At 72.3% G+C, this 1,978-nt stretch carries 3 protein-coding genes; all 3 read left to right on the top strand.

From position 1 onward, the window contains the following. Window positions 1–659, top strand: a 659-nt coding sequence (locus N864_RS21860; protein ID WP_420805229.1) for a CinA family protein, incomplete at its 5' end; no start/stop codon positions are given. Continuing rightward, the gene (locus N864_RS21865) at window positions 656–958 is read left to right on the top strand and encodes a helix-turn-helix domain-containing protein (RefSeq protein WP_034722476.1); all 303 of its coding nucleotides are present in this window, start codon (window positions 656–658) and stop codon (window positions 956–958) included. The genes N864_RS21860 and N864_RS21865, both read left to right, overlap by 4 nt. 13 nt (window positions 959–971) lie before the next feature. After that, on the top strand, window positions 972–1,811 hold the full coding sequence (locus tag N864_RS21870) for a serine hydrolase (protein ID WP_034722479.1): 840 nt from the start codon (window positions 972–974) through the stop codon (window positions 1,809–1,811). The last annotated feature ends 167 nt before the right edge of the window (window positions 1,812–1,978 follow it).

Genomic DNA, 1,978 nt, shown 5'->3' on the forward strand with positions numbered 1-1,978 from the left:
CCGGGCGGGGGATCCGGCTCGGCCTCCGCGCCGGGCTCGGCTTCCGGCCCCGGCTCGGCACCGGGCTCCGGCTCGGCGTCCGGACGGGGCGGAGTGAGGTGACTGCGTCGGCCTCGGCCCGGGTCGTGCACCGGCTCACCGAGCTCGGGCAGACCGTCGCCTGTGGGGAGTCGCTGACCGCCGGCCTCGTCGCCGCGACAATCGCCGACACGCCGGGCGCCTCCGTCGTGCTCGTGGGCGGTGTCGTCGCCTATGCCGCGGAGGTCAAGGTGGAGCTGCTCGGCGTCCCGGCGGACCTCATCGCCGAGGCCGGCACCGTCGACGCACGGGTCGCCGTGGCGATGGCCGACGGTGCCCGCGTGCGGCTCGGGGCCACGTGGGGCGTGTCGACGACAGGGGTCGCGGGGCCGGGGCCTGCCGAGGGCAAGCCGGCCGGCACGGTCCATGTCGCGGTCGCGGGTCCGCGGGGAACACAGACCCGCGCCTTGCGGTTGAACGGTGACCGGGCGCAGATCCGCGTCGCCACCGTGGACCGTGCCCTCGAGCTGCTCGCCGAGCAGCTCGACGCACCCGTGGAAACCTCAGATGCGCGGGCAGACCTACGGGGTACGGTAGGAGAGACGCCAGGACCCGCAACGGCACGGAGGAGGACGACATGACCCTGTTGCGACGTGAACTCGGTGACGTCCTCCGTGAGCGCCGGCGGGCCCAGGGACGCACCCTGCGAGAGGTCTCCGCCTCGGCCGCCGTGTCCCTCGGCTACCTCAGCGAGGTCGAACGCGGCGAGAAGGAAGCCTCCTCCGAGCTGCTCGCCTCGATCTGTGGTGCCCTCGACCTGCCGTTGTCGCAGGTGCTCAGCGACGTCTCGTGCCGGATGGCCGAGTCGGAGGGACTCGCGGCCGCGGTGCCGTTGCCGGTCCCCAACGAAGCAGCCGTGGTGTCGGCCTCGGCTGCCTGAGCAAGGAGCAGCCATGGCGATCTCACCGTTCCGGAACCTGGAAGAGGATCTCGAGGCGGCATCGGAGCACGGGACCGTCTCGCTCTGGTGGGGCGACCTCATCGGAGCACGGTTCGCACGCAACGCCGACGTGCCGCACTACGCGGCCTCGACGATGAAGCTGCCCCTGGTCATCGCCGTGCTGCGCAAGGCGGCCCGCGGCGAGATCGTCCTCGCCGCACCGGTGGAGGTCCACAACAGCTTCACCTCCGTCGCCGACGGCTCGACCTTCTCGGTCGACCCCGCGGAGGACGACGACCCGGGCACGTGGTCGGCGGCCGAGCACGGCACCACCCGGTCGGTGCTGCAGCTGTGCGACCACGCCATCACCCACTCGGGCAACCTCGCCGCCAACATCCTGCTCGAGATGGTCGGCCTCGACGAGATCGCCCATGTCCTGCACGCGGCGGGCTGCTCCGACCAGACCGTGATCCGGCGGGGCATCGAGGACGCCCGGGCCCGCGAGGCGGGGATCACCAACACCGTGACGGCTGCCGACCTCGGTCGCCTCATGGCCAGCCTGGCCCGCCACGACACCGCCCTGGGCGGGGCACTGGTCTGCGCCCCCGTCGAGGCCATGCTGTCCCGGTCCCGGCACCGCAACCAGATCCCGGCCGGGCTGCCCTCGGGCGTCACGACGGCCAACAAGACGGGGTGGGTCGACGGTGTCTCGCACGACGTATGCCTCGTGCGCCCACTCGACCAGGCGCCCTTCGTGCTGTCGATCTGCACGACCACCCACCTGTCGGAGACGGCCGCCGCCGGGCTGGTCGCCTCGCTCGCGAAGGACGTCTGGCGGATCTTCACCGAATGACCCACGCACGTCGCCTCACCCACGTCGCCCTGACGCACGTCGCCATGACGGACCGTGACGGGAGCGGCCTCGACATGAGCTGGCTCGCATGACTCGTGTCGAGTCCGTCCGGCTCACCGACTCCTCCGTCCCGCTCCACACTCCCTTCGTCACGGCGCTGCGCCGCA

The sequence above is a fragment of the Intrasporangium chromatireducens Q5-1 genome (assembly GCF_000576575.1).
Taxonomy (GTDB): Bacteria; Actinomycetota; Actinomycetes; order Actinomycetales; family Dermatophilaceae; genus Intrasporangium_A; species Intrasporangium_A chromatireducens.